The sequence below is a fragment of the Nakamurella flava genome (genome assembly GCF_005298075.1).
GTDB classification, from domain to species: domain Bacteria; phylum Actinomycetota; class Actinomycetes; order Mycobacteriales; family Nakamurellaceae; genus Nakamurella; species Nakamurella flava.
Genome location: NZ_SZZH01000003.1, coordinates 337,686 through 362,497, shown reverse-complemented (window position 1 = coordinate 362,497; position 24,812 = coordinate 337,686). Strand labels below are relative to the sequence as shown.

The 24,812-nt window shown below is 72.8% G+C and carries 22 protein-coding genes; 18 read left to right on the top strand and 4 right to left on the bottom strand.

Translation table 11 applies throughout. The features are described from left to right. Window positions 1-18: 18 nt before the first annotated feature. Together FDO65_RS13395 and FDO65_RS13390 are read right to left on the bottom strand one after the other, a co-directional pair. Window positions 19-990, bottom strand: coding sequence for a hypothetical protein (locus tag FDO65_RS13395; protein WP_137450201.1), 972 nt, complete (start codon window positions 988-990; stop codon window positions 19-21). A 136-nt stretch (window positions 991-1,126) separates the two neighbouring features. After that, complete coding sequence (locus tag FDO65_RS13390; RefSeq protein WP_240757601.1) at window positions 1,127-2,389, bottom strand: DUF445 domain-containing protein; 1,263 nt, start codon at window positions 2,387-2,389, stop codon at window positions 1,127-1,129. A gap of 34 nt (window positions 2,390-2,423) precedes the next feature. Between FDO65_RS13390 and FDO65_RS13385 the strand changes: the two genes are divergently transcribed. From FDO65_RS13385 to FDO65_RS13370, 4 genes are all read left to right on the top strand, one after another. Then, on the top strand, window positions 2,424-3,608 hold the full coding sequence (locus FDO65_RS13385; RefSeq protein ID WP_240757600.1) for a pyridoxal phosphate-dependent aminotransferase: 1,185 nt from the start codon (window positions 2,424-2,426) through the stop codon (window positions 3,606-3,608). Next, entirely contained in the window at window positions 3,605-4,789 is a 1,185-nt protein-coding gene (locus FDO65_RS13380) for a dipeptidase (RefSeq protein ID WP_137450200.1), read from the top strand. The genes FDO65_RS13385 and FDO65_RS13380 overlap by 4 nt, the downstream gene beginning before the upstream one ends. A gap of 609 nt (window positions 4,790-5,398) precedes the next feature. Beyond that, window positions 5,399-5,878 carry an RpiB/LacA/LacB family sugar-phosphate isomerase gene (locus tag FDO65_RS13375; protein WP_137450199.1) on the top strand — a complete coding sequence of 160 codons (480 nt, stop codon included), beginning with the start codon at window positions 5,399-5,401 and terminating at the stop codon, window positions 5,876-5,878. Between the two features lie 148 nt (window positions 5,879-6,026). Then, the gene (locus tag FDO65_RS13370; protein WP_137450198.1) at window positions 6,027-6,416 is read left to right on the top strand and encodes a hypothetical protein; all 390 of its coding nucleotides are present in this window, start codon (window positions 6,027-6,029) and stop codon (window positions 6,414-6,416) included. A gap of 71 nt (window positions 6,417-6,487) precedes the next feature. Here the strand turns inward: FDO65_RS13370 and FDO65_RS13365 are convergent, their stop codons facing one another. Further along, window positions 6,488-7,168 carry a winged helix-turn-helix transcriptional regulator gene (locus tag FDO65_RS13365; RefSeq protein ID WP_137450197.1) on the bottom strand — a complete coding sequence of 227 codons (681 nt, stop codon included), beginning with the start codon at window positions 7,166-7,168 and terminating at the stop codon, window positions 6,488-6,490. Window positions 7,169-7,355: 187 nt separating this feature from the next. Between FDO65_RS13365 and FDO65_RS13360 the strand changes: the two genes are divergently transcribed. From FDO65_RS13360 to FDO65_RS13300, 13 genes are all read left to right on the top strand, one after another. Beyond that, on the top strand, window positions 7,356-8,213 hold the full coding sequence (locus FDO65_RS13360; protein WP_137450196.1) for a class I SAM-dependent methyltransferase: 858 nt from the start codon (window positions 7,356-7,358) through the stop codon (window positions 8,211-8,213). Window positions 8,214-8,388: 175 nt separating this feature from the next. Further along, window positions 8,389-8,952 carry a cupin domain-containing protein gene (locus FDO65_RS13355; protein ID WP_137450195.1) on the top strand — a complete coding sequence of 188 codons (564 nt, stop codon included), beginning with the start codon at window positions 8,389-8,391 and terminating at the stop codon, window positions 8,950-8,952. 136 nt (window positions 8,953-9,088) lie between these two features. Beyond that, entirely contained in the window at window positions 9,089-10,759 is a 1,671-nt protein-coding gene (locus FDO65_RS13350) for an ABC transporter substrate-binding protein (RefSeq protein WP_137450194.1), read from the top strand. A gap of 10 nt (window positions 10,760-10,769) precedes the next feature. Continuing rightward, window positions 10,770-11,780 carry an ABC transporter permease gene (locus FDO65_RS13345; RefSeq protein WP_137450193.1) on the top strand — a complete coding sequence of 337 codons (1,011 nt, stop codon included), beginning with the start codon at window positions 10,770-10,772 and terminating at the stop codon, window positions 11,778-11,780. Continuing rightward, complete coding sequence (locus FDO65_RS13340) at window positions 11,777-12,634, top strand: ABC transporter permease (RefSeq protein WP_205850023.1); 858 nt, start codon at window positions 11,777-11,779, stop codon at window positions 12,632-12,634. Before FDO65_RS13345 ends, FDO65_RS13340 begins: the two co-directional genes overlap by 4 nt. Next, window positions 12,631-14,292, top strand: coding sequence for an ATP-binding cassette domain-containing protein (locus tag FDO65_RS13335; protein WP_137450192.1), 1,662 nt, complete (start codon window positions 12,631-12,633; stop codon window positions 14,290-14,292). The genes FDO65_RS13340 and FDO65_RS13335 overlap by 4 nt, the downstream gene beginning before the upstream one ends. Window positions 14,293-14,372: 80 nt before the next feature. Beyond that, entirely contained in the window at window positions 14,373-16,448 is a 2,076-nt protein-coding gene (locus FDO65_RS13330; RefSeq protein WP_137450191.1) for a hydantoinase/oxoprolinase family protein, read from the top strand. Then, window positions 16,445-18,166, top strand: coding sequence for a hydantoinase B/oxoprolinase family protein (locus FDO65_RS13325; protein ID WP_137450190.1), 1,722 nt, complete (start codon window positions 16,445-16,447; stop codon window positions 18,164-18,166). Before FDO65_RS13330 ends, FDO65_RS13325 begins: the two co-directional genes overlap by 4 nt. Then, on the top strand, window positions 18,159-19,394 hold the full coding sequence (locus tag FDO65_RS13320) for an amidohydrolase family protein (RefSeq protein ID WP_137450189.1): 1,236 nt from the start codon (window positions 18,159-18,161) through the stop codon (window positions 19,392-19,394). The genes FDO65_RS13325 and FDO65_RS13320 overlap by 8 nt, the downstream gene beginning before the upstream one ends. After that, on the top strand, window positions 19,391-19,783 hold the full coding sequence (locus FDO65_RS13315; protein WP_137450188.1) for a nuclear transport factor 2 family protein: 393 nt from the start codon (window positions 19,391-19,393) through the stop codon (window positions 19,781-19,783). The genes FDO65_RS13320 and FDO65_RS13315 overlap by 4 nt, the downstream gene beginning before the upstream one ends. A gap of 50 nt (window positions 19,784-19,833) precedes the next feature. After that, window positions 19,834-20,208 carry a TIGR04076 family protein gene (locus FDO65_RS13310; RefSeq protein ID WP_137450187.1) on the top strand — a complete coding sequence of 125 codons (375 nt, stop codon included), beginning with the start codon at window positions 19,834-19,836 and terminating at the stop codon, window positions 20,206-20,208. Then, window positions 20,205-21,203: an LLM class flavin-dependent oxidoreductase gene (locus tag FDO65_RS13305; RefSeq protein WP_137450186.1), complete on the top strand. Its 999-nt coding sequence runs from the start codon at window positions 20,205-20,207 to the stop codon at window positions 21,201-21,203. The genes FDO65_RS13310 and FDO65_RS13305 overlap by 4 nt, the downstream gene beginning before the upstream one ends. A 174-nt stretch (window positions 21,204-21,377) precedes the next feature. Next, window positions 21,378-22,463 carry an alpha/beta fold hydrolase gene (locus FDO65_RS13300; protein ID WP_205850022.1) on the top strand — a complete coding sequence of 362 codons (1,086 nt, stop codon included), beginning with the start codon at window positions 21,378-21,380 and terminating at the stop codon, window positions 22,461-22,463. Here FDO65_RS13300 and FDO65_RS13295 read toward each other — a convergent pair. After that, entirely contained in the window at window positions 22,391-23,521 is a 1,131-nt protein-coding gene (locus FDO65_RS13295; protein WP_166442186.1) for an acyltransferase family protein, read from the bottom strand. The two genes, FDO65_RS13300 and FDO65_RS13295, sit on opposite strands and share 73 nt — an antisense overlap. Before the next feature lie 210 nt (window positions 23,522-23,731). On the opposite strand from FDO65_RS13295, the gene FDO65_RS13290 reads away from it, so the two are divergent. Further along, window positions 23,732-24,805 (top strand): ATP-dependent DNA ligase, encoded by a 1,074-nt coding sequence (locus FDO65_RS13290; protein WP_137450183.1) that lies wholly within the window; start codon window positions 23,732-23,734, stop codon window positions 24,803-24,805. Window positions 24,806-24,812 lie beyond the last annotated feature (7 nt).

The following is a 24,812-nucleotide window of genomic DNA, read 5'->3' as shown; positions in this document are numbered from 1 at the left end:
GTGGACGTGGCGCCGGGATCAGGACGGTGTCCGCCGCCCGCGGGTCTTTGTCGTGCGCGGGGCCGGGGTGCGGGGGGCGGCGGCCTTGGTGGCGGCCTGTCGGCTGGCCGTCTTCCGCGGCGGGGGCACCGCGACCGGCGCCGGCGTGCTGGCCGGGGCCGGCTTGCGGGACGGGGACGGCGTGCGGGGCGGTGACGCATCGGCAACCGCCGCCGCGGCGGCCCGGGCGGTCTTCCCGGACCGTCCGGGCGCCGCCGGAGCGGTGGACGCCGCCGCCTTCTTCGCTCGCGTCGGGGCCGCCGCGGCGGTCGCCGTTGCCGGCTTCGCCGCCGAGCGACGGGGGACCGCCTTGGCCGGCGCGGCCACGGACACCGGGGCGGCCGCGGACGTGGCGCGCGGGCGGCTCCGGCGGACGGCAGCCGGGCGGGTCACTCCCGGCCGCTCGGCCGGCACCGGGGCCGGAGCCGTGGCCACCCGCACGGTTCCGGCGGCTCGGTCGGCGGTGGCCTCCACCACCGTGCCGGGCCGGGAGGACGCGGAGCGGACGTCGGACCAGATGCGGTCACCCCGGCGGGCCAGCCCGCCGTAGATGACGCCGGCCGCCTCGGTGTAGGCCTCCAGGGTGCTGCGGACGGCGGCGGGATCGAGCTCACCGGTCGCCCGGGTCAGCGCGGCGACCCGCCCCGGCAGCTCCGCGGCTAGTCCCTGCAGACGGCCGGGCAGTTCCCCGGCGAAGTGCTGCACCGATGCGGCGACCCCGGCGGCCGCGGCGACGACCTCGTCACCGTCGACCGGGAGTCCGGCGACCTGCTCACGGGCCATCTCCCGCAGCACGGCCAGGTGCTCCACGGCCAGGTCGCCCGCGCCGATGGCGGCGAGCAGGGGACGGGGCAGCCCCGCGAAGCGGCCGGCCAGCTGGTCGATGGCCCCGTCGGAGACGGCCCGCAGGGCCTCCCCCGAGATGGTCCGCAGGTCCGGGACGAGGCCCATGACGTCTCCCTTCGGCCGGCGCCGGAGCTGGACGACTCCCGCTCGCGCGCACCCACGGTAACCGCCCGATACCGGTGTGCCGAGGCCCCGTGACCGGACCCACGCCCGGATCCGGGCCGGAGTCCACGGCGGGGACTCAGAGGAACAGCTGCGCCAGGGTGTAGATGACCAGGCCGGCCAGCGCGCCGACGACGGTGCCGTTGATACGGATGAACTGCAGATCCCGACCCACCTGGAGCTCGATCTTGCGACTGGTGGCCTCACCGTCCCAGCGGGCGATGGTCTCGTCGATGATCCCGGTGATGTTGCGGGCGTGATGGCGGGACACGTATCCGGCGGCGTCGGCGATCCAGCCGTCCACCTTGGTCGCCATCTCCCCTCCGTCGACGAGCTGCTGACCGAAGTTCCGCAGACCCTCGGTCACCGACGTGCGCAGCGGGGACTCGGGGTCCTCGGCCGCCTGCAACAGGGATGCCTTCACCGACGTCCAGGCGCTGGCCGCGAGCGAGCGCACCTCGGCGTTCTCGATGATCCGTTCCTTGATCGTCTCGGCCTGGGCGATGGTCTTCTCGTCGTGCTGCAGGTCCTGGGCGAACTCGGCCAGGAACCGGTCCAGCGCCCCCCGCAGCTGGTGGTTCGGGTCGGTCTTGACCGCGAGCATGAACGACTCGACCTCGTGGTAGATCCGGTCGGCGATCACCCCGTCGAGGAACCGCGGCGACCAGGACGGCGCCCGCTGCGAGACCACCCGGGCGACCACCGTGTAGTTGTTACGGACCCAGTCGTAGCCGTGGTCGATGACGAAGTCGACCAGCGGACGGTGGTCGCCCCGTTCGAACACCTCGGCGGCGATCCGCCCGAGGTACGGGCCGATCTGCACCTCGTCGACCTTGCGGCGGACCAGACCTTCGAGCACCTCGGCCACCTGGTCGTCCGACAGCACGTTGCTGATGCCGCGCACCGCGGTGGCCAGTTCCGCGGTGACCCGCTCGGCCGACCCGGGGGCGATCAGGAACTCCCCGGCCCGGGCGGCCACCGAGAACTGGGCCAGCTTGTCGCGGACCACCGTCTCGGACAGGAAGTTGGTGGCCACGAACTCCGAGAGCGAGGAGCCGATGGCGTCCTTGCGGTTCGGGATGATCGCGGTGTGCGGGATCGGCAGTCCCAACGGCCGGCGGAACAGTGCGGTCACCGCGAACCAGTCGGCCAGGGCGCCGACCATGCCGGCCTCGGCCATCGCCCGGACGTACCCGAGCCAGGGGTAGGTGTCCTGCAGCGAGTAGGCGATGACGAACAAGACCGCCATGAAGACCAGCGCGCCGGTGGCCACCGTCTTCATGACGCGGAGCCGACGGCGGCGCTCGGCGTCGGCCGGATTCAGCATTTCGGTGGTGGTCACCCGCGCATTGTTCCCCGCCGGGTAGGAATGACGAGTGCTGACCGACCCGATGGTGTCCCGGTTGCGACCGTTCACCACCACGATCTTCGCCGAGATGTCGGCGTTGGCCGTGGCCACCGACGCGATCAACCTGGGCCAGGGCTTCCCGGACACCGACGGTCCGCCGGCCGTGCTGGAGGCCGCCCGGCAGGCCATCTCCGACGGGGTGAACCAGTACCCGCCCGGTCCCGGTCGACCGGAACTGCGACAGGCGATCGCCGCCGTTCGGGCGCAGACCTACGGCCAGCACTTCGATCCCGACACCGAGGTGCTGGTGACGGTCGGCGCCACCGAGGCGATCGCTGCCGCCGTGCTCGGCCTGTGCGAACCGGGTGACGAGGTCATCGCCCTCGACCCCTGCTACGACTCCTACCCCGCGGTGGTCGCGATGGCCGGGGCCGTGCTGCGGCCGGTGCCGCTGCGTCCGGACGCGACCGGGCGGTTCGCCCTGGACGTCGACCAGCTGGCCGCGGCGATCACGCCGCGGACCCGGCTGCTGCTGCTCAACACCCCGCACAACCCGACCGGCACGGTGCTCACCGATGCCGAGCTCGACGGGGTCGCGGAGCTGGCCGTCCGGCACGACCTCATCGTCGTCACCGACGAGGTGTACGAGTACCTGACGTTCGACGGGGTCGCCCATCGGCCGCCGGCGACGTTCCCGGGGATGGCCGAACGGACGGTCACGGTGTCCAGCGCGGGCAAGTCGTTCAGCGTGACCGGCTGGAAGATCGGCTGGGCCTGCGGGCCGGCGCCGCTGATCGCCGCCGTGCGGGCGGCCAAGCAGTTCCTCACCTACGTCGGCGGCGCACCCTTCCAGCCCGCCGTCACGGTCGCCCTGACCAGCGAGCTGGAGTGGGTCCGGCAACTCCGGGGCGACCTGCAGCGCAAGCGGGACCGCCTCTCGGCCGGGCTGCGGGCCGCCGGGTTCGAGGTGCTGCACCCGCAGGGCACCTACTTCGTGATGACCGACATCCGGTCCCTGGGAGAAAGCGACGGCATGCGGTTCTGTCTGGAACTACCGCACCGGGTGGGCGTGGTCGCCGTTCCCGGCGAAGTCTTCTTCGCCGATTCCGAACGCGGAAAACCGTTCGTACGCTTCGCGTTCTGCAAGCGGGACGAGGTCATCGACGCCGCGTGCGAGCGGCTGGCCGGTCTGCACCGGGAATCAGGCCGATGACCGCCGCCACCGACCGGATCGCGACCCTGCTGAACCGGGCACCGGTCTTCGACGGACACAACGACGTCGCCTGGGCGCTCCGTCGACTCGTGGCCGGCCGACCCGAGACCGCCCTGGACGGCGTCGATCTCGGCGCAGCGCAACCGGCCCTGCACACCGATGTCCCCCGTCTGCGGGCCGGCGGGGTGGGGGCGCAGTTCCTCTCCGTCTACGTTCCCGGCACCCTGTCCGGCGGGGCGGCGGTGACGGCGGTCCTAGAGCAGATCGACTGCGCGCACCGCATCATCGCCCGGCACCCGAAGACGTTCCGGTTCTGCCGGTCGGCGGACGACGTGCGCGCGGCCCACGCATCGGGACGGATCGGCGCACTGCTCGGAGCCGAGGGCGGGCACAGCATCGACGATTCACTGGCCGTCCTGCGCATGCTCGACCTGCTGGGCGTGGCCTACATGACGCTGACCCACAACGAGAACACCCCGTGGGCCGATTCGGCGACGGACGTGCCGGCGGTCGACGGTCTGAACGACCGTGGGCGTCAGGTGGTGGCGGAGATGAACCGGCTGGGCATGCTCGTCGACCTGTCACACGTCGCCGCCACCACCATGCACGCCGCGTTGGACGCCACCCGGGCGCCGGTGCTGTTCTCGCACTCGTCGTGCCGGGCGGTCACCGACCACGTCCGCAACGTGCCGGACGACGTGCTCGAGAGGCTGCCGGCCAACGGCGGCGTGGTGATGGTGACGTTCGTCCCGGACTTCGTCTCGCAGGCCTGCGCCGACCACACCCGCGCCCAGGAGGCACAGGCGCAGCGACTCGGACTCTCCCGGGTGACCGTCTACACCCAGGACGACGGGCGCGATCACGACCCGGGGGCGGTCGATGCCCTGCGGCAGTGGCAGGCCGCGCATCCCCGGCCGCGGGCGACCGTGACGGATGTCGCCGACCACGTGGAGCACGCCCGGGCGGTGGCGGGTCCGGCGCACATCGGACTGGGCGGGGACTACGACGGCACGGCGGACCTGCCCGACGGCCTGTCGGACGTCTCCGGCTACCCGGCCCTGCTGTCCGAGCTCGCCGAGCGGGGGTGGTCGGACGCCGATCTGGCCGCGCTGACGTGGGGCAACGCGCTGCGGGTCCTGGGGGCCGCGCAGGACGTCGCCTCATCGGGTGACCCTGTGTGACCGGCATGCGGCCATCGGTGGACCGAGATGAACGCCGTGTCAACGAGCGGCAAAATGTGTTCGACTGTGTCGCTTCGCGTTCACCATTGTGTGACTGAGATGGGCGTTTATGCGCGACTCAACGGGTTATAGACAATTGTCCCCGTAAGGGTTGCCCTGACCCCGGAGCGGGAGTAGACATGAGCCCGCAGGAGGGACGGCTGACGCCGAAGTCGGTTCTGATCCCTAGTGAGCTGAAGCCCCCGACCGGATGACCTGGTGACGCCGTGCGTCACTCCCCCGATGTGGCATCGGGCGCGGATCCGGCAAGGGACTTCGGTGCGGCGGGCGGTTGTCGCGCGTGGACGAGCCATCGATGGTCTCGTTCGCTGCAGCGATGAGAGCGGGTGGCCACCCCGTCGTCCGGTAGCGGAGCAGCGTCGCCCCGCCCGGATCCGGCACCGCGCAGCGGGGCTCGGCGCAATGGCGCGCCGGGCCCCGCTTCCATGTCTGCCGTCGTCCTGTCGCCCGATGCTCCCGGCCCTCAGCCCACCGAACTCCGTTGGCGCGCTCGTCCCGTCGGGCGGACCATGACCGGGGCCGTCCCGGCCGACGACGAGAGGTGTCCGCATGCGCATCGCGATGGCCAACGACCACGCGGGGTTCGCCCTCAAGACCGAGATCGCCGCCCAGTTGCGGGGCCTCGGACACGAGGTGGTGGATTTCGGGACCCATGACGAGAATGCCTGCGATCTGCCCGACGTCGTCTATCCGGCCGCGCTGGCGCTCAGCCGCGGCGAGGTGGACCGGGCGATCTTCGTCGACGGGGTCGGCTACGGCAGCGCGATGATCGCCAACAAGGTGCCGCGGGTGTTCGCGGCGGTCTGCCAGGACCCGTTCTGCGCCGAGCTGTCCCGCTCGCATTCGGCCACCACCGCACTGTGCCTGGGCGGCAAGATCATCGGCTCGGCCCTGGCCCTGGAGATCGTCCGGGTGTGGCTGACCACCGAGCCGCTGACCGACGAGAAGTACCGGCGCCGGGTGGACAAGGTCGTCGCCATCGACGCCCGGCACGTCGGTGACGCCACCCCCGGCCCGACCGCGGTCTGAGTCGGGTAGACATCACCCGCTGCCGACTGCGGCACTGGGGACCTGGGTCCATTGTTGGATCTTGGGGTCGTTCCTAGCGTCAGGGAGTTCGCACGCTGCGAGCACCCGGACGGATCACCAGCCGGGGCCGTGTCCCGGAAGGACCGTCATGTCCACCATCCCCGTCGCCCGTCGTCCCGTGCTGATCACCGTCCTGGTGGTCCTGGTCGTCGTCGCCGGCATCTCCGCCGCTCTCGCCGCGCTCGTGCTGCTGACGCTGCCGCAGGTGCCGTTCGTCACCGGCATCGGGCAGGCCGTCGTGGCCGTCGCCTACTTCGCGGTGGCCAAGGGCCTGCTCGACGGCAACCCCACGGCCCGCCTGGTCGCCGCTGTCGTGGCCGTGCTGCAACTCGTCCTGGCGATCACGGCCTTCATCACGGTCAACGACGCCAGCGGTGGTGCGGTGACCACCCGCTGGACCAGCATCCTGTTCCCGATCCTGGTGCTGGTCGTGCTGTTCACGCCCAAGGCCAACGCGTTCTTCAGCGGCCGCCGCTGACCCGTACGGCGACCGGCCATGGTGCGGGTCGGTAAAGGCTGCCGCCACCCGTCGCGCGGTAGCGACAGCCTTCACCGACCCACGGGCTGGGCAGCGGCCGGCCGGACCCCGGCGAACGGGGAGCGAACGAACCAGCCGGGCAGCGCCCGCCGCAGCTCGGCCGGCCCATGCACCCGGACGTCACCGGACCGCAGCACGTCGTCCCACTCCAGGTCGCCCCGCCAGTAGCGGACGAGCGGCGCGAGCCGGGCGTGCAGGGTGAGCGCCACCGGGTGGCCGGGGTCGCTGTCGCAGACGTCCGCCTCGGGCGCTTCGATGACCAACCACCAGGACCGTGCCCGGGGTGGGCCGTCCGGGAAGTGCAGCTGCAGGACGGTGCGGGCGGCCGGCGCCGCCGCGCTCAGGCTGCGGTGCATGTCCCAGAGCAGCAGCTTGGGGTCCAGGTCGGCGTCACCGAGCTCACCGATCCATCGCATCCCCCACGACCCGACCGCCTCGATGACCGGACGCAGCTCGTAGCCGGCCGGCTCGAGGACCCAGCGGTCACCGCGCCGGGCGACCAGCCCGGCCCGTTCCAGCTGTTGGAGCCGACGGGACAGCAGGCTGGGCGACATGCGCGGCAAGCCGCGCCGCAGCTCGTTGAAATGCTCGCTGCCGGCGATCATCTCGCGGATCAACAGCAGCGTCCACCGCTCGTCGAGCAGCTCCATCGCCTTGGCCACGGGGCAGAACTGCCGGTATCCGGCACCCATCGGGACAGCGTAGGACCGCGTCTGTTTCCTGTCACGATGCCGGTTCCCGACGGGGCGAGGGCGCCCGGCGGCCGGTACAGATCTCGAACTGGTGGCGGCGGGTTCCCGATTCCTACGGTCGACGGACCGGCCCAGCCGTGCCGGTCCCACTCGCCGCCCTCGGCGGCCCCGACCGGGAGGTCGTCCCATGACCAGCGGTTCCCTCACGTCCACCAGCGGCGCCACACCGTCGACCGACGACGCCGCCGACTCCGCGCTCAAGGCCCGCCACCGGGCGCTGTGGGCACTGGGTGACTACCCGTCGGTCGCCGCCGAAGTCATCGCCGACCTCGGTCCCGAACTGGTCGCCGCCGCACAAGTGTCGGCCGGCGACCGGGTGCTGGACGTCGCGGCCGGCACCGGCAACGCGGCCATCCCCGCCGCCCGGACCGGCGCCGCGGTGACCGCCTCCGACCTGACCCCGGAGCTGCTGGCCACCGGCGAGAACGCCGCCCGGGCCGAAGGTCTGACCCTGGACTGGCAGGAGGCGGACGCCGAGCACCTGCCGTTCGCCGACGCCACCTTCGACGTCGGCCTGTCCTGTGTCGGCATCATGTTCGCCCCGCACCACCAGGCGGCCGCGGACGAGTTGCTGCGGGTGGTCCGGCCGGGCGGGCGGATCGCCCTGACGTCGTGGACCCCGGCCGGATTCATCGGCCGGCTCTTCACGACGATGAAGCCGTTCGCTCCCCCACCCCCGCCCGGCGTGTCGCCGGCCCCGCTGTGGGGGGACGAGGACCACGTCCGCGGTCTGTTCGGCGACCGTGTGCAGGACGTGCGCGCCGATCGCCGACGGCTGCCGGTGTCCCGCTTCCGGACTCCGGCTGAGTTCCGCGAATTCTTCGGCACCCGCTACGGCCCGACCATCGCCGTCTACCGGGCCCAGCAGAACGACGCAGAGCGGGTCGCCCTGGACACCGCACTGGAGGACCTGGCCGCGTCAGACATGGATGCGGGCGGGGCGATGGAATGGGAGTACCTGCTGCTGACCGCCCGCCGCGCCTGAGCCCGGGAGGTTCCTGTGGTTCGTCCGGGTCGTCCGCCTAGGCTCACTTCATGGCCCACCACCGCATCCGGGAGTCGCGCTGAGCCGCGCGGCCGGCCGCGAACCGGCCAGGGCGCCGGCGCGGGGAGGCGCGACGAGCAGAAGCACACCGGCGGGCCGGGACCCGGACGCCGCGGTGGTCGGGGCGCGGATCCGGACGTTCCGGGTCGAGCAGGGCCTGTCGCTGCGCAAACTCGCCGAGCGCAGCGGCCTGTCGGCCGGCTTCCTCTCCCAGGTCGAACGGGGCCTGAGCTCGATCGCGCTGTCCAGCCTGCGCACCGTCGCGACCGCCTTGCAGCGTCCGGTGGCGGACTTCTTCCCGATCACCGATGCGGCCGGGGAGGCCGGGGACGGTGTCGTGTTCACCCTGAACCGGGCGACGGGCGGACCGACCGGGCAGCGGGTGGTCTCCGGTGGGCGCCACTACGAGCTGCTGTCGTCCCGGGCACCCGGACTCGTCCTGGAACCGATGCTGGTCGTCATCGAGCCGGGCGGCGATCTGGAGGAGCCGACCGCGCACGCCGGCGAGGAGTTCGCCTACGTGGTGCGGGGCACGCTGAGCTACGAGGTGGACGGGGTGACCCACCGTCTGGGGGTCGGCGACAGCCTGCACCTGCGGTCCAACACCCCGCACCGCATGCACAACGACACCGACGAGCTCACCGTGGTGGTCTCGGTCGTCACTCCCCGGCTGCTGTGAGCGACCGGACGCTCACGAAACGTCGGCGGTTCGTCAAAACTCTGTTACGCCTCTTCTAACGGGGTGTTTGATGCAGTAAAACACTGGGCAGCGCCAACGTCGGGTGGCGTGGCACCAGCAGCCCCGTGGAGGTTCCGTGTCCTCGCATTCTTCGCTCCGGTCGCGCCGGGTCCGGACCCGTGCGGCCGGCGCGGCCGTGATCGCCGCGCTCCTGCTGGGCGGCTGCGCCGCCGGCAGCAACCAGTCCTCGACCACGTCCGGCACCGCCGGCTCCGCCGCCGGAACGTCCGGCAGCGGCAGCGCGCCGGCCGGCGCCAGCGGGGAGCTGCGCATCGCCATCCCGGCCTACCCGGGCAGCTGGGACCAGGACTTCGTCGCCTTCGATCCGGTCGCCCTGGCCGTCTTCAAGAACGTCTACCCGTACCTGGTCGACTACGGAGTCACCCAGGTCGACGGCAAGCCGGTCATGGACACCGCGACCATCCTGCCCGCCTGGGCCGAGTCGTTCACCTCCACCGACGGTGCCCTGTGGACGCTGAAGCTGCGCGAGGGGGCGAAGTTCCCCAGCGGCAATCCGATCACCGCCGAGGACGTGAAGTGGTCCAAGGACCGCGCGTTCGCGGCCAAGGCCAACGTCGCCGGCGTCTACAGCCTCATCGGCCTGACCGACCCGTCGCAGATCACCGTCGTCGACGACCGCACGGTGACCTTCCAGCAGGCCTTCCCCAGCGCGCTGAGCGAGCAGATCCAGGCCATCAGCCTGTTCATCTACGACTCGAAGAAGATGAAGGAGCACGCCACCGACGCCGACCCGTGGGCGAAGGAGTGGGCGGCCCAGAACCCGAGTGACGGTGGGCTGTACAACGTCTCGGCCGCCACCCCCGGCCAGGAGATCGTGCTGACCGCCAACCCGGACTACCCCGCCGAGGACGGGCCGAAGACGCAGACCATCCGGCTCACGGTGGCCTCCGACCCGGCCGCCGAGAGTCTGCTGCTGCGCAACGGCGACGTCGACATCGCGCTGGGCCTGGGTCGCCAGGAGATCGCCGACCTGTCCGGCGTGAACGGCCTGACCACGATCACCTCGCCGTCCAACGAGATGATCTCGATGCCGATGAACGTCGCCGCCGCCCCGTTCGACAACCCGCAGGTCCGGCAGGCCGTCGCGCTGGCCGTCCCGTACGACTCGATCATCAGCAGCGTGTACAACGGCGGCGCCCGCCGCCCGAAGAGCATCGTGCCGATCGACATGCCCGGATACAGCGAGGCCGGGTTCCCGTACGACACCGACCTGGACAAGGCCAAGGCCCTGATGGCCCAGGCCGGCAACCCGGCGATCACCACGCAGATCGTCTACGCGGCCGAGAGCGGCGAGCAGCAGCAGATCGCCGTCCTGGTCTCCGATGCACTGGCCAAGATCGGCATCACCGCGACCCCCACCCCGCTGGACGCCGCCACCCTGGGCCAGCGGCGGGCGGCCAAGGACATCCCGCTGCAGATCACCTCCGGCCAGCAGTGGGTCAACGACGTCGAGTACCTGATGAACGGCTGGACCACCGGGGCGTACCTGAACTGGAGCAACTACTCCAACCCGACCGTCGACGCCGCCGTCGAGAAGTCGCACACCACCACCGATTCCGCCGAGCGCACCGCGCTGTGGACGCAGATCCAGCAGCAGTTCGCCACCGACGTCCCGGTGATCCCGCTGGCCCAGCCGGACTTCGTGCTGCCGGTGGCCGACAGCGTCGGCGGCTACGTGCAGCCGGTCGACGGGTTGATCCGCCTGCGCTACCTCACCAAGGGCTGACGGGCAGCCCGTGCGTCTGCTCCGCTTCGCCGCCCTGCGACTGCTGCTCGTCATCCCGGTGCTCTTCGGGGTCGTGACGGTCACCTTCGTCCTGGTCCGGGTGCTCCCCGGGGATCCGGTGCAGGCGTTCGTCTCCGCCGGATCCACGGCGACCGACGTCGAGGCGATCCGGGCCCGCCTGGGCCTGGACACCTCGATCTGGCAGCAGTACCTGACCTACCTCGGTGGGTTGTTCCGCGGCGACCTCGGCACCTCGGTGGCCACCGGGGTGCCGATCAGCACCGAGCTGTCCACCCGGGTCGGGCCGACGTTCGAGCTGGTATTCCTGGGCGTCGGTCTGGCCCTGGTGATCTCGGTGGTCCTGGGGGTGTGGTCGGCGCTGCGCGCCCACCGCCCCCTGGACCACGTCACCCGGGTCGGCTCCCTGGTCGGCACCGCGCTGCCGGAGTTCTGGCTGGCCCTGGTGCTGATCGTCATCGGCTACCAGTGGCTCGGCTGGTTCCCCGGACCGGGCGGCCGGGTGGACCGCGGCCTGGCTCCCACCCCGCTGACCGGGGCCGAGGCGGTGGACGCCGCGCTGACCGGCAACCTGCCGTCGTTCACCTCCGCCGTGGCGCACCTGGTCCTGCCCGTGCTGACCATCGTCGTCGGGGTGAGCGCAGCGCTCATCCGCACCGTGCGGGCCACCGCGCTGGAGATCCGGGCCGCCCAGCCGTGGGCCTGCGCGCAGGCCCACGGCCTCACCGGGAGCACGCTGGTGCGCGGCTACCTGATGCGCGGCACCCTGGCCCGGCTGCCCACCCTGGCCGCCCTGGTGCTGGGCAACGTCCTGGGCGGGGTCGTGCTGGTCGAGCTGGTCTTCTCCTGGCAGGGCATGGGGCAGTGGCTGCTGCGCGGCCTGCTGACCCGCGACTACCCGGTCGTGCAGGCCGGTGTCGTCATCTCCGCCCTGGTCTTCACGCTGGCCTACCTGGTGGCCGACATCGTCCAGGCCGCCCTCGACCCCCGGGTGCGGGTGTGAGCGCCCCCGCGCTGCGCGGCCGCGATGCCGCGCCCCGGGTGCGCACCGGCCGCGGACTGCTGATCGCCGGCAGCATCATGCTCGGCCTGGTCGTGCTGGCCGGGCTGATCGGCCCGCTGCTCACGCCGTGGGGACCGACCGAGATCGACGACGGTGCCGTCCGCCGGCCGCCCGGTGGGGCCCACCTGCTCGGCACCGACCTCAACGGCATGGACGTCCTCACCCGGACGCTGGCCGCCGTGCGGATCGACCTGGGCATCGCGGTCATCTCCGTCGCGGTGGCGGTGGTGCTCGGCGCCCTCATCGGCGCGCTGTCCGGGTACGCCGGCGGGTGGTTCGACGCCGTGGTCATGCGGGTGCTGGAGATCGTCCAGGCCTTCCCCACGTTCATCCTCGCGCTGGCCATCGCCGCCCTGGTGGGACCGGGCTCGGTGAACATGGCCATCGTCATCGCGGCCGTCTCCACCCCGGCCTACGCCCGGCTGGTCCGCTCGGAGGTCATGGTCGTGCGGGAACTGCCGTACCTGGACGCCGCCCGCACCTCGGGGCTGTCGGCCCGGCGGGTGCTGTGGCGGCACGTGCTGCCCAACTCCCTCACCCCGGTCCGCACGGTGGCCCCGCTGAACATCGGCTGGGCCGTCCTCATCCTGGCCGGGCTGTCCTTCCTCGGACTGGGCGTACCGGTCCCGCAGGCCGAATGGGGCGCGATGATCAGTCAGGGCACCACCGACGTCATCGCCGGACGGCTGTGGACGACCCTGCCGCCGGGGATCGCGCTGGTGCTCTGCGTGCTGGGCTGCGCGCTGATCGGTGAGGGTCTGCAGGAACGCGCCACCGCGAAGGCCGCGCGATGACCGACCTGGCGAAGGAATTGTCATCGGTCACGCCCACCGGTCCGCTGCTGCGGATCCGCGATCTGCACGTCGACATCCCCACCGCGGCCGGCACCGTGCACGCGTTGCGGGGGGTGGACCTGGACGTCGCGGCCGGCGAGGTCGTCGGTCTGGTCGGTGAGAGCGGCGGCGGCAAGTCCATGCTGGCCCGCTCGGTCAGCGGCCTGCTGCCCACCGCCGGCCGGACCACCGGCCAGGTGCTGTTCCGCGGACAGGACGTCCTGACCATGGACGCCGCCACCCTGGCCGCCCACCGCGGGCACGGTGCGGCGATGTGCTTCCAGCACCCGCGCAGCGCGCTCGAACCGCTGCGCACGGTGCGCCGCCAACTGCGCGACCGGCTGGCCCGGCACCAGCACCTCGCCGGACGGGATGCCGACACCCGGGCCGCAGAGCTGCTCGGGTCCGTCGGCATCGTCGACGTCCCGCGGGTGCTGGCCAGCTACCCGCACCAGCTCTCCGGTGGCATGGCCCAACGGGTGATGATCGCCCTCTGCCTGGCCTGCGACCCCGGACTGCTGCTGGCCGACGAGCCGACCACCGGGCTGGACGTCACCCTGACCCGCGGCATCCTCGACCTGGTCCGCGGCACGGCCGCCGGCGGTGACCGCGGCGTGCTGCTCATCACCCACGACATCGCCGCCGCCGCCCGGGTGTGCGACCGGGTCGTGGTGCTCCGCGCCGGTGAGGTCGTCGAGACCGGTTCCACCGCCGAGGTCCTCGACCGGCCGCGGGACGTTTATACGCGGGAGCTGCTGGCTGCCGTGCCCGACCCGGACCGGCCGCTGCCACCCCGGGTCCGTGCCACCCCGGGCGAGGCGGTGGTGCGGCTGCGCGGCGTCGGTGTCCGCTACCGCGGGCATCTGGGCGTCCCGGCCCACGACGCGCTGATGGGGCTGGACCTCGACGTGCGGCGCGGCGAGACCGTCGGCATCGTCGGGGAGAGCGGTTCCGGCAAGACCTCTCTCGCCCGGGTGCTGCTCGGCCTGGTCCCGGCCACCGCCGGCGAGGTCACCGTCGCCGGGGCCGACCTGCGGGCCGGTCGCTTCGGCCGCCGGCCCGGTTCCCGGGTCACCACCCGGCGGCTGGCCGGCCGGGTGCAGATGGTGTTCCAGGACCCGTCCGGTGCGCTGGACCCGCGGCGCACCGTGCTCGACGCGGTGGCCGAGACCCTGCTCGCCCGCGGAGTTCCCACCGACGAGCGGCGGGCCCGGGCCATCGAGGTGCTGGAACGCACCGGTCTGGACGCCGGGTTCCTGGACCGGCTCCCGCACGAGCTATCCGGCGGGCAGGCCCAGCGGGTCGGCATCGCCCGCGCCCTGGTCGCTCGACCGGACCTCATCGTCTTCGACGAGCCGACCTCCGCCCTGGACGTCACCGCCCAGCGGACGGTGCTCGACCTGATGGCCGAACTGGCCGCCGACGGCGACCGCGCCCAGGTGTTCATCTCCCACGACCTGGCCACCGTCCGGTCGGTCTGCGACCGGGTGGTCGTCGTCCGGCACGGCCGGCTGGTCGAACAGGGCCCGGTGGAGCAGCTGTTCACCGCGCCGCAGCAGGAATACACCCGCGACCTGCTCGCTGCCGCGCCCCGGCTGCAGGCCATCCGTCCCGGCTGAGGCCCCACCCATTCCGTGACCGACCCGAGACCCACCCGAGACCGACCGTCCGCCCGCCGGGCGACCCGAGAGGACCGCACGTGCCCGACAGACCGCTGCGCCTGGCCGTCGACATCGGCGGCACCTTCGTCGACGCCATGGAGCTGGACGACCGCACCGGGCGGGTCCGTTTCCGCAAGGCCTCCACCACGCCGGAACGGCCCTGGGACGGCGTCCTGGCCGCCGTGGCCGACCTGGGCACCGACCTGTCGCAGGTCTCGGTGTTCATCCACGGGACCACGCTCGGGCTGAACGCCGTGCTGGAGCGGCGGGGCGCCCGCACCGGCATCGTCACCAACGACGGGTTCCGGGACATCTTCCTGCTCGGCCGGGGCAACGTCCCCGACGAGAAGATGTACGACTTCCGCTACCACCGGCCGCCGTCGCTGGTGCAGCGCCGGCACACCGCCGGGGTCCGCGGTCGGCTCGACCACCGCGGGACGGTGCTGACCGAGCTGGACGAGGACCACCTGCGGGACGTGGTGCGGGACCTGGTCGAGGTACAGGACGTGCAGTCGCTGGCCGTCTGCTTCCTGCACGCCCACCGCAACCCGGAACCGGAACGCCGGGCGGCCGCGCTGATCTCGCAGTGGTACCCGGACGTCCGGGTGTCGATCTCCACCGACATCGCCCGCGAGCACCGCGAGTACGAGCGCACCAGCACCACCGTGCTGGAGGCCTACATCCGGCCGATCTTCCAGCGCTACGTCGACGAACTCGAGACCGGTCTGCGGGAGCGGGGGCTGGCCGGGGACTTCCTCATCATGCGGTCCGGCGGCGGGTCGATGACCGCGGCGGCCGCCCGGACCTCCCCCACCCACACCGTGCTGTCCGGACCGGCCGGCGGCATCGTCGGCGCCGCCCACCTGGCCGAGCTGCTCGGCCGCCGGCACCTGCTCACCTTCGACATCGGCGGCACGTCCCTGGACGCCTGCGTCATCGAGGACGGCAGCGCGGCCACCGGCCACGAGGCCCAGCTCGAACGCTTCCCCCTGCTCATCCCCTGCTACGACATCCGCACCATCGGCGCCGGCGGCGGGTCCATCGCCCGCGCCGACGGCGGGCTGCTGACCGTCGGTCCGCAGAGCGCCGGGGCGATGCCCGGCCCGGTCTGCTACCGGCGGGGCGGCACCGAGCCCACCGTCACCGACGCCTCCGTGCTGCTCGGCTACGTCGACCCGGCCAGCTTCCTGGCCGGCACCATGCCGCTGGACGCGGAGGCCGCGCGCGACGCCGTGGCGAGCCGCGTGGCGGAGCCGCTGGGGCTGACCGCGGACGCGGCGGCCGCCGGCATCCTGGACGTGCTGGTCGCCCGCACCGTAGGCGCCCTCCGGCAGATCGCCGTGGAACGGGGCCTGGACCCGCGGACGTTCACGCTGCTGGCCTACGGCGGCGCCGGACCACTCGTGGCCCCCTGGGTGGGACGCGAGATGGGGGTCGCCGAGATCCTGGTTCCGCTGGCCCCGTCCGGGTTCTCGGCCTGGGGGATGCTGTCGGCCGACATCGTCGACGACGTCTCCCGCACCTGGGTGGCCCGCCTCGCGCAGGCGCCGGTCGACGAGCTGCTCGCCGACCTGGCCGAGCTGGACGAGCTGGCCCTGACCTCGCTGGGCCGCCAGGGCGTCCCCCGGGACCGGGCCCGACTGATCCGCACCCTGGAACTGCGCTACCTCGGCCAGGAGCACAGCCTGCCGGTCACCGTGGGCGCCACCATCGACCCCGACGCGGTCGCCGCGGCGTTCCACGAGCTGCACACCGCCCGGTACGGGCACGCCATCGACACCGCGGTGGAGATCCTGGCCCTGCGAGTCCGGGCGATCGGCACCACCGCCCGGCCGCAGCTGGTCCGGCCCCCGGCGGGCGACGGCGACCCGGCCGCGGCCCGCACCGGCCGCCGAGACGCCTTCGACGCGGCCACCCGCGCCACCGTCCCGTTCGACGTCTACGACCGGCCGTCGCTGGCCCCCGGCGACCGGTTCCCCGGGCCCGCCCTGATCGACGAGGGCACCTGCACCACCGTCGTGCACGGCGACCAGCAGGTCCGGGTCGACGAGTACGGGCACCTGGTCATCACCACCACCACGGCCGGCACCTCGGTCGCAGGAGGAAGCGCATGAGCGAGCACCCCGCTGTCGACCCCGCTGCTGTGGATGCGGTCACCGTCGAGGTGGTGCGCAGCTACCTGCTGGCCGCGGCGCAGGAGATGCGGACCACCCTGGTGCGCACCGCGTTCAACCCGGTGATCTACGAGGTGCTGGACTTCGGGATCTCGCTCTACGACGAGCATCTCGCGCTGATCGCCGAGGCCCCCGGGCTGACCTTCTTCCTGGGCGCCAACGACTTCTCGCTCCGCAAGGGGGTCGAGCACGTCGGCCGGGAGAACCTGCACCCGGGCGACATCGTCATGCTCAACTACCCGTACTGGAACGCCGCCCACGCCTACGACGCCACCCTGTTCGCCCCGGTCTTCCTGCCCCCAGAGTCGACCGAGACCAGCGGAGGTGACGGGTTTCTCGTCGGGTTCGTGTGCGTGCGGGCGCACTGGATGGACCTGGGCGCCAAGGACCCCGGCTACGTGCTCGACTCGACCGACGTCCACCAGGAGGGGCTGCTGTTCCCGGGCACCAAGGTCTACTCCCGTGGCGAACCGGTCCGCGACATCCACGACCTGATCCGCTTCAACTCCCGGCTACCCGACCTGGTGCTGGGTGATCTGCACGCCCAGGTCGCCGCCATCCGCACCGGGGAGCGGCGGCTGCTGGAGACCATCACCAAGTTCTCCAAGCCCACCGTGGACGCGGCCGTCGCCGTCGTCCGGGCCCGCAGCGAGGCCCGCACCCGGGCCGCGCTGGCCGCCCTGCCGCAGGGCAGTTGGACCGCGGAGGACTGGCTGGACGACGACGGCATCACCGCCGACCCCATCCGCATGCGGGTGACGGTGACCATCGCCGACGGCACCTTCACCGTCGACTTCGCCGGCTCCGCCCCGGCCGCCCGCGGCCCGGTCAACATGCCGTTCGGTGCGACCATCGCGCTGTGCAAGGTGGTGCTCAAGGCGCTGACCGGGCCGGACGAACCGGGCGACGAGGGCAGCACCGCCCCGCTGACCGTGCTGGCCGAGCCGGGCACGCTCTTCCACGCCGTCTACCCGGCGCCGACCTTCACCCTGTGGACCGGCATCGTCGCCCTGGAGCTGGTGCACAAGGCGCTGGCCCAGGGCATGCCCGACCGGGTGCCCGCGTCCTCCGGTGGCGACGTCCCCGGCTTCATGATGGTCGGCACCCATCAGGACACCGGCGAGTTCTACGCCATCAGCAACAACGACCCGGTCGGCTGGGGCGGCACCGCCGAGCACGACGGCCTGGACGCCACCATCCACCTGTCCGAGTCGACCGTGCGCAGCACGCCGCTGGAGGTCCTGGAGGCCCGCAGCGGGATGCTGTTCGAACGGCTGGAGATGCGCACCGACTCCGGCGGGGCCGGCCGGTACCGGGGCGGGGTCGGCATCCGTCGGGACATCCGCTTCGTGCAGCCCGGCGAGTTCCTCTCCGTCATCAAGAAGACCGGCAGCGCCCCATGGGCGCTGGACGGCGGGCAGCAGAGCGATCCGAACCAGGTCATCGTCTTCCCGGGCACCGAGCGGGAGCGGCGGATCAGCACCGAACGGGTCGTCGTCGAACCCGGCGACCGCATCACGCTGCTCACCGCCGGCGGCGGCGGGCACGGCGACCCGGCCGACCGCGACCCGGCTCGAGTGCGCGACGACGTCGACCAGGGCCTGGTGTCGCCCGAGGCGGCCCGCACGGTCTACGGGATCGGGGTGCGCGATGCCTGACCGCGCGTCCGACGCCGGGCTCCGCTGGACCGGGGCGCAGGTCGTCGACGTGCACACCGGCACTGCCCGCCCGGCCCAGGTCTGGGTCCGGGCCGGGCGCATCGAGGCCGTCGGCACCGCCGACGAACTGCCGGCCGCCGCCGCGGCCGCTCCCGCGCGCGACCTGGGCGGCGGGTGGCTGCTGCCCGGGCTGATCAACATGCACACGCACTTCTCGCTGGCCCTACCCGGCGAACTCGGCCGGCGGATCAGCGCGATGGACGAGCACGAGATCGCCCTGCATATGGCCGGCGGCGCCGCGCAGGCCCTGCAGGCCGGGCTGACCACGGTGCGCTGCGTGGCCGAGCGGAACGGGGCGGACTTCGCCCTGCGCCGCGCCATCGCCGCCGGCACCGTCCCCGGACCCGACATCCTCACCGCGGGAAGGGCTCTGGTCTGCACCGGCGGTCACGGCCACGAGAACGCCGACACCCTGGAGTGCGACGGTGCCGACGGGTTCCGCCGCGGGGTGCGCAGCCAGATCCGGGCCGGGGCGGACCTCATCAAGGTGATGATCTCCGGCGGCATCGCCGGGCAACACGAGGGCATCGCCACCCGCCAGCTGACCCGGGCCGAGATGGCCGCGGTCATCGAGACCGCCCACGACTGGGGCCGCAAGGTCACCGCGCACGCCGGACCGGCCGACGTCATCGCCGAGGCGGTCGAGCTGGGCCTGGACTGCGTCGAACACGGCTACCAGCTCACCGCCGAGGTCGCCGCGGCCATGGCCGCCGCCGGTACCGCGCTGGTGCCCACGCTGGTGGTCACCCGGTGCGGCGAGTTCTTCGACGAGCTGGGCGTCCCCGCCTGGATGCAGCAGCGGTCGCTGGCCGCCGGACAGGAGCACCTGGCGTCCTACCGCACCGCCCTGGCCGCCGGGGTGCCGGTGCTGGTCGGCAGCGACATGCCCCCGTGGTGGCCGTTCGAGGGGACCACCGCGGTGGTCCGCGAGATGGAGCACATGAGCGCCGGCGGCCTCGGCCCGGCCGGCACCCTGCGGGCCGCGACCATCGACGCCGCCCGCTGGCTCGATCGTGACCACGAGGTGGGGTCGATCGAGGCCGGTCGCCGGGCCGACCTGGTGCTCGTCGACGAGGACCCGCTGGCCGACATCTCGGCCCTGCGGACGCTGCGCTGGGTGATGCAGGACGGCCGGGTGGTCCGCGACGACCGGGCGGCGCCGCGATGAGCCCGGAGGCGCAGATCCTGGCCGGACTGGACGACATGTACGACGCGTTCCTGGCCGGCGACCGGGCCCGGTTCGACATCCACCTCGACGCCGCCGTCACCACCTGGGAATCGGGACTGCCCGGTCTGCTGGACCGGGCCCGGCTGGACGCGATGCGCGACGCCCGCAGTCCCGGCCGGCCCGGCGGGATCAGCCGGCTGCAGGTCGATCCGCAGCAGGTCGACGTGTGGGGTGAGCACGCCGTCGCCCGGTACCTGCTGACCGTCCACCCGGAGCAGGGTGAGCAGGAACGCGCCCGGGTCACCGACGTGCTGCGCCGGGACGGCGCGGGCTGGCGGATCGTGCACCATCACGCCGAGACCCGGCCCGGCGCCTGGGGTGAGGCATGACCACCGGGCCCGACGGGTCGGGGCCGGACGGTCGGGACGTGAGGAGCGCGATGGACGAGCAGCAGGTTCCTGTCGGCAGCTGGGACTCGGACGGGGCCGCCGGGCCATCGACGTCGGACGGTGACATGGCGCTCTACGACCTGCGCGTGGTCGTCGACCGCATCGAGGGCCGGTCGGTGTGCTCGATGCAGGTCGGCGACTCCTTCGATCTCACCGAGTCGAGCCGGCTGCGGATCCCCGGGGCGTTCTGCCTGTACGCGCTGCAGGCCGTGCTGCCGCTGCTGCCGGCCAAGCAGCGGCCGTTGCCGGCCCACGACTGGCTGGAACGGGACGCCTACGTGGCCTGCCCCGACCCCGACGAGCGGCTGATCATGCGGATCGAGCGCGGCCCGCTGCGGTCGATGAACTCCCAGGATCTGACGTGAGGGCGGAGATCGGTCTGGGTCTGCAGTCGGACAAGCCGGCCGGGGCGTTCGCCGAGCTGGCCCGGGCGGCCGAGGGTCACGGGGTCGACGTCATCAGCGTGTTCAGCGACCTGCTGTTCCCGCCGCCGCTGGCCGCCCTGCTGGAGATGGCCGCGGCGACCGAACGGGTGCGCCTGGGCGCGGCCTGCTGGAACCCGTACACGCTGCACCCGTACGAGATCGCCGGCCAGCTCGCCCAGCTCGACGCGGTGAGCGACGGGCGGGCGTACCTGGGGCTGGCCCGCGGGACCTGGCTGGACGCCATCGGTCTGGCCCCCACCCGGCCGGTCGCCCACCTGGCCGAGGCCGCCGGGCACATCCGGGCGCTGCTCGCCGGCGACGGGGCGGGCTACGAGGGCTCCATCTACCCGTTGCGGCCCGGTGTCCGACTGAGGTATCCCGTCCGGCGCACGCACGTGCCGCTGCTGCTGGGCACCTGGGGGCCCCGCGGCGCGGCGCTGGCCGGGCGGATCGCCGACGAGCTGAAGATCGGCGGCACCGCCAATCCGGCCATGGCGACGGTGATGCGCGAGCGGATCGCCGTCGGCGCCCGGGAGATCGGCCGTGATCCCGACGAGGTGCGCCTGGTGGTCGGCGCGGTCACCGTCGTCGACCAGGATGGGGCCGCCGCCCGCACGGCCGCCCGCCGCGAGGTGGCCATGTACCTGGACGCGGTGGCCGAGCTGGATCCGACCGTCACCCTGCCGGTCGGGCTGCTGGACGAGGTCCGGGCCGGGCTGGCCGCCGGTGACCACGCCGCCGCCGGGGCCGCGATTCCCGACGACATCCTCGATGTGTTCGCCTTCTCCGGCACCCCGGCGCAGGTCGCCGCCCAGGCCCAGGCGTTGATCGACGCCGGCGTGGGCCGGGTCGAGTTCGGCACCCCGCACGGCCTCACGGATGGCGGGGGCATCGACCTCATCGGTCGCGAGGTGCTCCCGCTGCTGCGGCGCTGACCGGCCTCCATCGAGTCGCCCGGCCGTGTCGGAGTCGGCCGGTGATCGGCCGCGGCCGGCCAGGGCTGCCGCTACCCCGTCGGGGGGTGGCGGCAGCCCTGACCGACCGATGAGCGAGCCGCACGCGGCACCGTGACGCGCGTCGTCTCCGCTTGCGACGGGTAGAACCGGATGGTGTCGTCCGCCGCTGCCCCCGCCGCCACCGACCCGACCGTCCTCGACGACCTCCGGTCCCGGTTGCGGCGCACCCGCCGGATCGCCGCCGTCGGCGACGGATGGGAGCTGGGCACCGACCCCGACCACCTGACCGGGCTGCTGGCCGACTGGGCCGAGTTCGACTGGCCGACCATCGAACGCGGACTGCTCGACCGCCCCTGGGTCCGCGGTGCCGGGGCGGGTGTGCGGGCGCTGCACCATCGGGCGGGCGGGGCCGGGGAACGTCCGGCGGTCGTGCTGCTGCACGGCTGGCCGGACTCCTTCCTGCGGTTCGATCGGGTCGTCCCCCTGCTCGTCGGGGACGGCGTCGACGTCGTCGTGCCCTGCCTGCCGGGTTACCCGTACTCGGAGTCGGCCGGGATGAGCGGCGCGGCGATGGCCGAGCCGATCGCGGCGGTGATGGCCGAGCTCGGGTACCGCCGGTACGTGGTGTCCGGCGGCGACATCGGCACCCAGGTCGCCGAGTCCCTGGCCCGCCGGTACCCGGACCGGGTGTCCGCCCTGCACCTGACCGACATCCCCTGGCGACCGTTGCTGGCCGTCGACCGGGACGACCGGACACCGGACGAGCAGCACTACCTGGACCGGGTCAGCCGGTTCAAGGACGCCGAGGGCGCGTACGCCGCCGAGCAGGCCACCAAGCCGGACACCCTGGCCGTCGGCCTGGGTGATTCACCGGCCGGGCTGGCCGCCTGGATCATCGAGAAGCTGCGGACCTGGAGCGACTGCGGCGGCGAGGTCGAGGCCGCGTTCCCCCGTCCCGACCTGTTGACCTGGCTGACGCTCTACTGGGTCACCGGGGCGATCGGCACCTCGTTCACCCCGTACGCGCGGCGGGGGACGCCGGCAGCGGGGCGGGTGACGGTGCCGCTGGTGGCCACCGTCTTCCCGGGTGACCTCTACCCGGCGACCCGCCGAGCGGCGGAGCGGTTCTTCGACGTCCGGGACTGGCAGGAGCCCGGTCGCGGCGGTCACTTCGGCGCGTGGGAGTGCCCGGAGGCGTTCGCGGCGGGCGTGCGGTCGGCGATCGAGGCGGGAGCCTGACCCGGGCGCTTCTGCCGACCGCGGAACAACCGCAGCAGCGGTCGCTCGATCAACCGGTAGGCGATCGACGATCCGACGATGACCACGGCGAAGGTGGAGACCAGGGCCAGCCCGTGCACCGCCGCGTTGTCGGGCAGCCGGGCCAGCAGGAACCGGCCCATCGCGGCCAGGATCAGCACGTGCCACAGGTACAGCGAGTACGACGCGTCGCCCAGGGTCTGCAGCCAGCGCGGCGCGACCAGCCGGTCGGTGGCCTCCAGACCGACGACGCCGTACACGAAGACCGCCAGCAGCCCGCCGACGACCACGGCCCGGTACCAACCACCGGTGACGGCCTCGCCACCCAGCCAGATCGCCGCCGTCGCGGCGATCCCGCCCACGACCGTCACCGCGACCGGGGACACGAAACGGCGCTGCAGGATCAGCCAGCCGACGACCGCGCCGAACAGGAACTCCAGGCTGAGCGGCGAGCTCACCAGGGCCAGCCACGGCTGGGTCGTCGTCGGGAAGGCGAAGGCCAGGGCGACGATCACCGCACCCCACGCCCCGAGCACGAGCGGGCGTCGACGTGGCGGCAGCAACAGGGCCAGGGCGAAGACGAGGTAGAAGTACAGCTCGAAGGTGAGCGTCCAGCCGACCAGCAGCAACGGCGCCCCGGGCTGCGGGAAAAGCAGCAGGGACTCGAGGATGCGCGGCGGCGCGCTCGCCGACGAGTTGACCATCTGCGGAGCGAGGAGGAACAGCGCGAGCACCGGCAGGGTCGCGACCCAGTACACCGGGTAGATGCGGGTGGCCCGCCGGTAGAGGAACGTCCCGGCGCTCGCGGTGCCAGCGGTCATCCGGCTGGCCGTCACCACCATGATCAGCCCGCTGATGACGAAGAACAGGTCGACCCCGGCGTTGCCCGGGAAGTGCAGCGGGCGCAGCCACCCGTAGTCGCCGGCCAGCCAGGTGTCCTCGATGCCGGTCGTCCCGCCGAGGTGAGCGAGGACGACGGCCACAGCGGCCACGGCGCGGAGCGCCTGGACGTTGCGCAGACGGGCACGGTCGGACACCACGGGCAGCTCCGTTCGGGGTGACCCCCACTCCGATCGGCACGACCGCGCGTGAGAGAGCTTGGTTGGCTGCGGGAACACAGCGTGACCGACGGTACCGAGAGCGCCTGATGGAGTGAAGGGCTGTCGCATTCAGATCACACCCGGTTCGCCAGGCGACAACCCGTTCGAGTGAGTCCCGCGCGGAATGCCGGGCTCCGGCAGACTGGCCGCGTGGACCTGCCCGTCATGCCGCCCGTCAAGCCGATGCTGGCCAAACCGATCGCCGAGATCCCGGCCGACCAACTCGTCGAACCCAAGTGGGACGGGTTCCGGTCGATCGTCTTCCGGGACGGCGACGAGGTGGAGATCGGCAGTCGCAACGAGAAGCCGATGACCCGTTACTTCCCCGAGGTCGTGGCGGCCGTGCTGGCCAACTTCCCGCCCCGGGCCGTCATCGACGGCGAGATCGTGGTGGCCGACATCGACGGCAACCGGCTCGATTTCGAGGCCCTGCAGCAGCGCATCCACCCGGCCGCGAGCCGGGTGAAACTGCTGTCGGAGCAGACCCCGGCATCCTTCATCGCCTTCGACCTGCTCGCACTGGGCGACGAGGACCTGACGGGTCGGCCGTTCGCCGAGCGGCGGGAACGTCTCGAGCAGGCCCTGGCCGACGCCGCCGCACCGGTGCACGTCACCCCGTTGACCCGGGACCTGAACGAGGCGCGGCGCTGGTTCACCGAATTCGAGGGGGCCGGGCTGGACGGGGTCATCGCCAAACGGGCGGACCTGACGTACCAGCCGGACAAGCGGGTGATGAGCAAGATCAAGCACGAACGCACCGCGGACTGCGTGGTCGCCGGGTACCGGGTGCACAAGTCCGGTCCGGACGCCATCGGTTCGCTGCTGCTCGGCCTGTACGACGACCGCGGGGTGCTCGCCTCGGTCGGCGTCATCGGCGCGTTCCCGATGGCCCGCCGGCGCGAGTTGTTCGCCGAGATGCAGGAACTGGTCACCACCTTCGAGGAGCACCCGTGGAACTGGGCGGCCACCGAGGACGGTGAGCGCACGCCGCGCAAGAACGAGTACAGCCGGTGGAACGTCGGCAAGGACCTGTCGTTCGTGCCGCTGCGCCCGGAGCGGGTCGTCGAGGTCCGGTACGACTACATGGAGGGCGAGCGGTTCCGGCACACGGCGCAGTTCGTCCGGTGGCGGCCGGACCGCGACCCGGAGTCGTGCACTTACGCGCAGCTGGACCGGCCGGTGCGGTTCCAGCTGGCCGACGTGCTGTCCACCGGCACGGCCTGAGCGAACG